The 8,922-nt window shown below is 42.9% G+C and carries 7 protein-coding genes; all 7 read right to left on the reverse strand.

Going from position 1 to position 8,922, the window contains the following annotated elements; all coding sequences use genetic code 11:
* Positions 1 to 63: 63 nt before the first annotated feature.
* On the reverse strand, positions 64 to 2,091 hold the full coding sequence (locus AC0MXB_RS10985) for a methyl-accepting chemotaxis protein (protein WP_474039722.1): 2,028 nt from the start codon (positions 2,089 to 2,091) through the stop codon (positions 64 to 66).
* A 262-nt stretch (positions 2,092 to 2,353) separates the two neighbouring features.
* A complete protein-coding gene (locus tag AC0MXB_RS10990) occupies positions 2,354 to 3,748 on the reverse strand; it encodes a DASS family sodium-coupled anion symporter (RefSeq protein ID WP_474039723.1) in 1,395 nt (464 codons plus the stop codon).
* A 24-nt stretch (positions 3,749 to 3,772) separates the two neighbouring features.
* On the reverse strand, positions 3,773 to 4,903 hold the full coding sequence (locus AC0MXB_RS10995) for a metallo-dependent hydrolase (RefSeq protein WP_474039724.1): 1,131 nt from the start codon (positions 4,901 to 4,903) through the stop codon (positions 3,773 to 3,775).
* A gap of 93 nt (positions 4,904 to 4,996) precedes the next feature.
* Positions 4,997 to 6,436 carry an SLC13 family permease gene (locus tag AC0MXB_RS11000; protein WP_474039725.1) on the reverse strand — a complete coding sequence of 480 codons (1,440 nt, stop codon included), beginning with the start codon at positions 6,434 to 6,436 and terminating at the stop codon, positions 4,997 to 4,999.
* Positions 6,437 to 6,463: 27 nt separating this feature from the next.
* Positions 6,464 to 7,624, reverse strand: a complete 1,161-nt coding sequence (locus AC0MXB_RS11005) for an alpha/beta hydrolase (RefSeq protein ID WP_474039726.1) — start codon at positions 7,622 to 7,624, stop codon at positions 6,464 to 6,466.
* A gap of 125 nt (positions 7,625 to 7,749) precedes the next feature.
* A complete protein-coding gene (locus AC0MXB_RS11010) occupies positions 7,750 to 8,277 on the reverse strand; it encodes a 2-oxoacid:acceptor oxidoreductase family protein (protein ID WP_474039727.1) in 528 nt (175 codons plus the stop codon).
* Positions 8,278 to 8,280: 3 nt separating this feature from the next.
* The coding region (locus AC0MXB_RS11015; protein WP_474039728.1) for a thiamine pyrophosphate-dependent enzyme at positions 8,281 to 8,922 on the reverse strand (642 nt) is incomplete at its 5' end.

Raw genomic sequence — 8,922 nt, forward strand, 5'->3', positions numbered from 1 at the left:
AGCTAGTTTGCATCAGATAAAAAAGATCTATGCGCCGACTGTAGCAATAATATTATTTTGTTCTTATACTTTAAAAACGCCAACTGCTTCCCTTAATTCCTGCGCCATATCAGCCAAAGAATGTCCCGCTGAAGCAATTTCTGCTAAAGAAGCGATTTGTTCTTCTGTAGCTGACGAAACACTCATGACTCCATCAACGGTATTCTTGCAAAGAGTGTCAATTTCTTCAATAGCTTTTACAACAAAACGGCTCCCTTCGCCAATATGATCTACGACTGCAGAAACTTCTTGCACTTGGCTTGATACGAGTTCTGTCATCTCGGCAATCTCCCGAAAAGCCTCGCCTGAAATAACTACCAGTTCTGAGCCAACATTAACTTCCATCTTACCAAATTCCATCGAATGGATTGCTTCCTTCGTTTCTTTCTGAATCATCGAAACTAAGCCTACTATTTTCTGTGCAGCCGCCGCTGATTGCTCCGCCAACTTACGAACCTCTTCTGCAACAACAGCAAATCCTCTTCCTTGTTCCCCGGCTCGCGCAGCTTCAATCGCTGCATTTAACGCTAATAAATTTGTCTGTCCAGCAATAGCTGATATGGCATGAACAATCTCGCCAATTTCTTGCGACCGAGCCCCTAATTTCTCAATAATCTCCGCTAGACCATAGATCGCTGCTTCAATTTTACCGATCTGCTTTACCGCCTGCCCCAGCGACTCATTCCCTTGGTGAGCTTTAACCGCCGTCGAATTGGAGTACTCTGTTACTTGTCGAATAATTTCTGAAGCGCCTGTTACACGCCCTTCCATCTGCTTTGCAACCACTAAAGTATGATCAGCCGCCGCTTGCTGAGAATCGGTATCTTCAGCAACCTTTCCAATAGATGCAGCAACTTGATTTGATGCCAACGAAGACTGTTCGGCACTAGCAGTAAGCTCTTCACTTGCCGCAGCAACTTGATCAGACTGCGTCTGTACTTTTCTGATAAGGTCTCGCATATTGCTGTGCATTTTCCTAAAACATTCTGCCATTTGACCAATTTCATCATTTGGCAAAGCTAAAATTTGCTGGTCCTGCAAATTCCCTTGGGCTAAAAGCTCACAAGAATCCCGAATTGTCTTGAGCGGTTGTACAAACCGTTTGCTTAAGAACGAAATTACAAAAAGCGATAAAATCATATAAAAACCCGATATTCCAGACATTATGACTGCAAATTTTTTAATTACGCTTACCATCTCTATTTCTGGCGCGGTAACCCCCATAAGCCAGAGTCCTCCGCCGGGAAGATGAATCGGCGTAAATACACCAATTTGTTCGATCCCCTGGACAGACGTATAGTCTCCGCCTGACACAACATCACCGTCAATTGCCTGATTCACTAAATTGATCAACCGTTCATCAAGCACTGCTTTTTGCACTTTTAATTCTTGATTCACGGTAGATTCTCTTAAATTCAATTTACCAATAAAGGAGGCCTCGTTCGGATGCGTCAAAATAAGTCCAGTATGATCAACAACAAAGCCATAGCCGCTTTCTTTAAATTTAAGTCGCTGAATCATTTCAGAAAAGCGATCTAACGAATAAGACACACCTAACACACCAACGAATTGTCCGTCACGCATAACAGGCACTCCCATTAAAATAGACATTTTTCCTGTCGATTTAGCGACTCGAACATCCGCCATATAAGTTTTTCTCGTTTCCATAACTTTTTCAAAGTAATCAGCACCTTTATTTTGACTGCTTGTACCATCAGACCTTACTCCTGACCCATCAGGCCAAATAAAAAACAGACTATCATATTTGCCAATGCGTTGTTTTGCCTCTGCTAGTACGGCAGTAAGCGCAACTTTATCATTTGGTGTTTGCAATGCAGGGTTCTTAGCAATCTCCTCTAGTCGAGAAATATTCTCATTTATATCACCAGAAATTTGATGTGCATAATCGCTACTAATAGCAGTTGCCTCTTTTTGTATGCTATTGAAAAGTGATTGACTTGCAAAATGATAACTAATTCCCACTAAGCTGCTAAAAGCTAAAAAGCTGAGCGGGAGCATAATTAAAAACAACTTTTTTCTAATACTGATCATTTTAGTCACTCCCCCTTATAATTATCCTAAATAGCAAATTGAACATTGTGGTAAATTTTCAGCAACCTCACGCGAGATAAAGGTTGTCGAGAAAAACATCGAGCAATTTTTCTGATGTCTAGTAGCCGAGTCTCTGCCGAAGGCGGCTATATGAGCTCAGCCGCTACAATCATAAATCATGTATTAAAAGATAAGACCCATCTCGACTAATAGATGGGCCCTATCTGCTGTCATATATATTCCTTCTTAAGTTTTTAAAAGGCTACCAAAGCCCAATCAGCTTCCAGTAAGGCAGTCCAATAATCATATAAACAATAACATTAAAAGCAGCCAGAATTGCACCGATTTTCCACCATGTTTTTTGATCAACATAGCCTGTCCCAAATAAAATTGGTCCGACAGCACCGCCATAATGCGTCAGTAAGCAGCCATAAGCAGCAGAAGATGCAATAAGCAGTATAAGTGGAAATACAGGAGCTTGGGCAACAAGACCTACTGTAAATAGTACAGGAATAAACGCACCGACATACGCTCCCATAGATGCAAAAATATATCTGACGACCAAGCTGACTAAAAGCAGTATAAACAAGACAAGATACACATTGAAGCCTGCCAAGTTCAAATTAGCTGCTGCCAGTTTTGCCAACCAGTTAAAAAAGTTCGCTTTAGACAATGCGTCTGCCAAGCCGATGATCCCACCGTACCACATCAGGGTACTCCAGGCACCTTTATTATTTAAAACATTGTCCCACGAAATCAATTTAAAAATAGCACACAAGCTGAAAAATACGAGGGCAATCACTGTAGCATCCAACTTTGTCATACTGCCTGTGGCCCAACCGGCGACGGCTAAAACAAAAAAGGCTGCCAACAGTTTTTCTTTTATGGTAAGAGGACCTTGTTTAGCAAGACCTTCTCGCGATAATTTCTCTGCACCGTCGACACGTGTCATTTCCGGCGGATACAATTTATAAATAATATAAGGAACTGCAACTAAAACCAGAATACCTGGCACAAGCAAAGCGACCATCCATTGCAGCCAGCTCACTTCCACCTTAAAAATACTCTTGGCAAAACCAACAATCAACGCGTTCGGAGCACAAGCCGTAATAAAAAGTGCCGAAGTTGACATGCTGATCCCATAACTTGATAGAGTCAAATAAGCACCAAGTTTTCTGGCGGTTACACCAGGCGTCGAACCAAGGGCAACGGCAACACTGCGAAAAATCGGATATACAATTCCGCCACTCCGAGCTGTATTGGAGGGGGTCGCCGGACTTAAGATTAAATCTGTAATCGCCTGACCATAAATTAAGCCCAGGGCCGTTTTCCCAAACCGCCCTACCATAATATAAGCAAGCCGCTGTCCTAAACCCGTATCAGAAAATGCCTGACTGATTAAGAAAGCCGAAAAAACAAGCCAGACTGTTGTCGACGAATACCCGCCAAGTAATTTGCCTATCGGCAGAATAAAGGAGCCAAACGCAATCACAGCTAACAATACAACTGCTTCTTGTGCCGGGCGGAGAATCAATCCTAAAATCGCCGCAACATAAACTGCAAAAATTCTCCATGCCTCATCGGTAAGCCCGTTTGGAATAGGAGATACAAGAATCAGTGCAGGAACTGCAGCAAGTACTAACCAACGTAAATACATTACAAATCTCCCCATTCAATTAAATTAAGTCATAAACTCTATAGAAGAATACACTAGCTGCCCGTCTTGAATTGTAGCCTGAGGAACCAGTAGCTGCTTTCCTTCCTTGGTCTGTTTTTTCGTATCGGTGAAAACGGTTTTCTTATGAATCAATTTAAATATAGCTACATCAGCAAAAGCCCCAATAGCTAATGTGCCAATCTTCCCTTTCATGTTCATCAGTTCTGCCGGTTTGCTTGTACACGCTGCAACAACTTCCGACAGCGCCATTCCCATATTAAGATACTTAGACATAATATAAGGCAGTCCGTGAATAGGAGGCTTATATTGTGTTTTCGTTGTAATGTCAGTGCTAATAATATCAGGATAAAAATCATCGGCCATAGCAGCCTCAGCTACAGAGAATACCCAATGATTTCCGCCATTGGCCGCATCAAAAACCACACCGCGTTCACGTGCTGCCTTGATTTCGTCATAGACCTTGCCTTCCTCATTAATAATATTCTGCCCTGTCCCTTGGTACATATGGGCAAAAACGTCTCCGGATCGTAATAATCCGGCTATATCATTACTGATCGTCGGCGGATTTGTCGTATGGACTGCAATCGGCAAGTTAAACCTTTCAGCAAGAAGAATCGTCTGCTTTAACGGCTCCAAACCTTCACTTCCGACAATCTCTTTACTCATACGAATTTTCAGGCCAAGAATCTCATGGTGATATCGATCTATAATTCTTGCCATTTTGGCTGCGTCATAATATTTCGGGGTCACATCTTCATGGTATTTCGTTGTTGCTAATCCTGCCGGACAAACATTTAAATAGGCTTTCATACGAACGGCACTTTTAGAAAGAATGCTTGATGAAAACGCAGCATAATTTGCACTTCCGGCACTGCCTGCATCTACTGCTGACGTAACACCTACGGGAAAAAAGGCCGCATCAGGATTAACTCCGATATCTGTTCCCCCATAAAACGTATGTGCATGAAAATCAATCAGCCCTGGCAACACAAGACAACCCGCCGCTTCAATTTCCATTGAAGCACTCTCTGTTATTGACTCTGCCACACAGGCAATCCTGTTATTTTCAATTGCAACATCACGAATTGCCATCAATCCTGAATAAGGATCAACAACAGTTCCATTTTTAATCAAAAGATCATACATCCCAACACAACCCTCTCAGCGAATTTCAAATATTTCGAATTTAATGAGCAAAAATCTTCTTTATTCAGATCCGGCCAGATTCTAAAACATCCCCAGCCAACGCCAATATGTCATCGCACAAAGCGAATACATCACGCAAGCCAACGTACAAATGGCAACACCAATTCGAGGGAAATCGCCTATTTTCAGTTCACCTGTACCATATACCAAAATATTAGGCAGTGTATTGTAAAACATGAGTAATGGGTATCCGCCAATAATCATCCCTACAGGCAAAGCCAGGACAGCAGGATTCAGGTTAGCAGTTTGCGCCATTCCCAGTGCAATCGGCAGAAGCGCTGTTGCCATGGCTGTTGTGCCGACAAAAACAAGATGCATATATTGAATGACAAGCATCACAATAACTAAAATAACAACCGTCGATGCTCCCTGCAACCCCATAAAGTGAAACGCTGTTACTGCCAGCCATTTTGCTGCACCTGTTTTCATTAAAATATCACCTAGCGAAATTCCTCCGCCACAAATTAAAACAACCTGCCAAGAAATTGATTTATTAGCATCATTCCAGTTTAAAACACCAACCTTCGGTAAAAAGAAAAGAACGATCCCGGCTAAACAAGCAACTGTCGCATCAATCTTTGTGACCGCCCCTGTCGCCCAGGCAGCAACAATCAGAAAAAACACGGCCGCAGTCCGCCATTCCGCACTGCTCATCGCACCTAATTTTTCAACTTGTTCCTGGACAAACGTACTTCCTCCGGCCAGTTCCTCTTTTTCCGGTTTAAAGAGAATCTGAATTAGCCACCATGTCGCAATTGTCATAAGCAATGCCGGTGGAAAACCGTAGATCAGCCAGTCCATATATCCAATTGCAGGCCCTCCTGCTTTTATAATGAAATCAACTGTAACAGGGTTTGGCACAGTCGCCGTCATAATTCCGGCACTAATCGTTGCATTCGTAAATGCTAAAGTAAGCAAAAGATTGACTGCAAAATTAGACCGTCCCTGCTCCTCCCCTTTAAGCATATGAATAATACTCAAGCAAACGGGAAGTAGGATCGCCGTACGGGCTGTACTTGATGGAACCAGAAACGCAAGACAGATATTGGCAACCATAACACCTAATGTAATTCGCCGCGTAGAGCTGCCAATTTTTAAAAGAATCATATACGTAATTCGTTCTGCCAATTTCGTCTTAACCATAGCAGCAGCTAACACGAAAGAGCCTACCAGTAAATATACAGATGACGAGGCAAACCCTTCGAGCGCCCCTTTTAAATTCACAATTCCCATCAGTACTGCACACGGCACAACTAAAATACTTGTAACAGGCAGAGGCAATGCCTCTGTCAGATATAAAATAAAAATCCCGGCAAACAGCGCAAGGGCTCTATGCCCCACTTGAGAAAGGCCTTCAAATCCTGGCAAAAACCAAACAACCAAAGTGCATAAAATTGCTATAGGAACACCAAAGCTATGACGAAACTCATCAATCTTCCCTTTTTGCACTGTACTCATCATCGACCCCTCCTCTTATTTAAACATCACTTATTTTATATTCTTGATCATCCACTTGTTTAAAAAAGCAGCAATTTCTAAATTATTTTTTTCCAACATCATCATATGGCCGTTTCCGCGTATTCCAATATCCTCTAGTCTGATATAAGTGTTTTTCACACCAGCTTGTTCTAAATACTTTGCTGTCCATTGGTCATACGGAGCATGATAAGACGATTCAGTAGATACAATAAGAATAGGTATTCCTTTTAAATTAGGAAGTTGTCGCGCTGGCTCTTCCTGTAACCAGCCGGGTACTAAGTCCGTTCGATCTGCTTCAACCCGTTTTTTTACTAATTCAGAAGCGTCTTTTACAGGAGGATCATACGTAATAGGAATATCCGTAACTCCCCATTCTCGTGCCTTACCATTTCCTAAAACAGCATCTTGAAAAGGAGGCCCTAATGGCTCCAAAGCAAGAATTCCTTTTACTTTATCCGGTCTGATATCAGCCAAAAGCCACCCGAATGCACCTGCCTGCGAATGCGTCAAGAGTATCGCTGGTCCAATTTGATCTAAAAGAGCCACTCCAGCTTTTTGAACTAGTCTTTGTGTGTCCGCATTACTTGCTAAAAATTCAACCTGAGTTGCATAAAAAGAATCAAAAACAGCATTGCCTTTATGTCCTTTATCAGAGCCTTCTCCAGGCCATTGAGTATGCTTTTTAGCTAGCGACCAATCGCCTAAAGATTCAGTTGCCGTAAATAATTTTTCAATAACAGGTGCCGAGAAACATTTTAGCTTTCCATCCTCAGGATGATAAGCAGACCTCCCTCTCGCTGGTTGATCAACTAAATAAACAATATACCCCTGCTCAATAAAATAATCTGCCCATCCTTCTCTTCCATCGGGAGTATTCATCCAATTTAGCGCCGTCTGTCCTGCTCCATGGAATAAAACTAGAGGATATGGCTTCGTTACTTTTTTAGGCACCAGTGTCTCTACATACATTTGTCCTGCCATAACTTCTTTTCCTGGCAGACCAATGTACTCTCCTCCGACAAAAAAGTACCCATGGCTCTTAAGATTTTTCTGTTCATAAACAGCAATGTTCTGCGGAATAGAATCATTTTGCTTCGCTTCAAGACTTCCTCCAAATACAACAAGTAACACCAAGGCAAGACAGGGGAAAAATATCTTTTTTACATTCATATTTACCTTCCTCCTCTTACGTAGACGCCTTTACAAACTTTATCAGCAGACAAATACACCTATAAAGGCTCATACCAGAAAACCATACTTACTTTTTCTGTTATGAGCCTTAACTGGATACATTCTTATTTAATCAATGCAAAGCCAAGTTCAATGGCTTTTTCATTCAGAGCTTCCGTTCCTTTTGGTACACGCGATAGAACCGCTTTCACTAAGGATTCTTTCGTTACGACATTCGTAATCGCCGTCATAGCGCCAAGCGCAACGATATTAGCAAACAATACTTTGCCTAAACCTTCCTGGGCTGTATGGGTGATCGGAAGTTCATAGACTTTTTTATACTGTTTCTGCGGTAATTCCGTTACAAACAGGCTGTCTGTAATCAAAATGCCTTCTTCCGTTAAGTCGCCTGTATATTTCTTACAAGCTTCCTGGCTCATAGCGAGTACCAGATTGGGCACGGTAATCTTCGGGAAGTGAATCGGTTTTTCCGAAATCAATACTTCCGATTTACTGGAACCGCCGCGCGCTTCCGGTCCATAGGACTGGGATTGTACTGCCAGTTTCCCGTCGCGAAGGGCTGCTTCTGCTAAAATAATTCCGCCTAGGATCAGGCCTTGTCCGCCTGTTCCTGATAATCGTAGCTGCTGCATCTCTTATTTCGCCCCTTTCTGGGCCTGGTCAATGATCAGGTCATATTGTTTCGTATATTCCGGTGCTTCCGCTTTATGAAGTACACCGATAATAAACTTGTCGGCAAGCTGTTCTTCCGTCATCTTAGCAGCCTGACCCGCTGTTACGGCATGGTCTCTCTGCCATTTCATCATCGCAGCGCCGTCGCCACGTTTGTTCTGACGACCAAAACCAATCGGGCAAGCCGTTACCGCTTCTACTAAGGAGAAACCGTCATGGGCGATGGCTTCGGCAATGAGATCCGAAAGCTGCTGCGCATGGAAAGTCGTACCGCGACCAACGAAGGTAGCGCCAGCGGCTTTCGCTAATTCTACTACATTAAAGCTCCGTTCAATCGTGCCATAAGGCGCAGTAGTGGCTTTACTATGGGTTGGCGTCAATGGGGAATACTGACCGCCTGTCATGCCATAGATGTTGTTGTTGAACAGAACGACTGTCAAGTTAATGTTGCGGCGTGCCGCATGAATGAAGTGATTGCCACCGATTGCCGTAGCATCGCCGTCACCAGTCATAACGATGACATTGAGTTCCGGATTGGCCAGTTTCACACCCGTTGCAAAAGGAATGGCCCGACCATGGGCACTGTGTACCGTATCAAAATCTAG

Source organism: Pelorhabdus sp. sgz311001 (assembly GCF_055901755.1).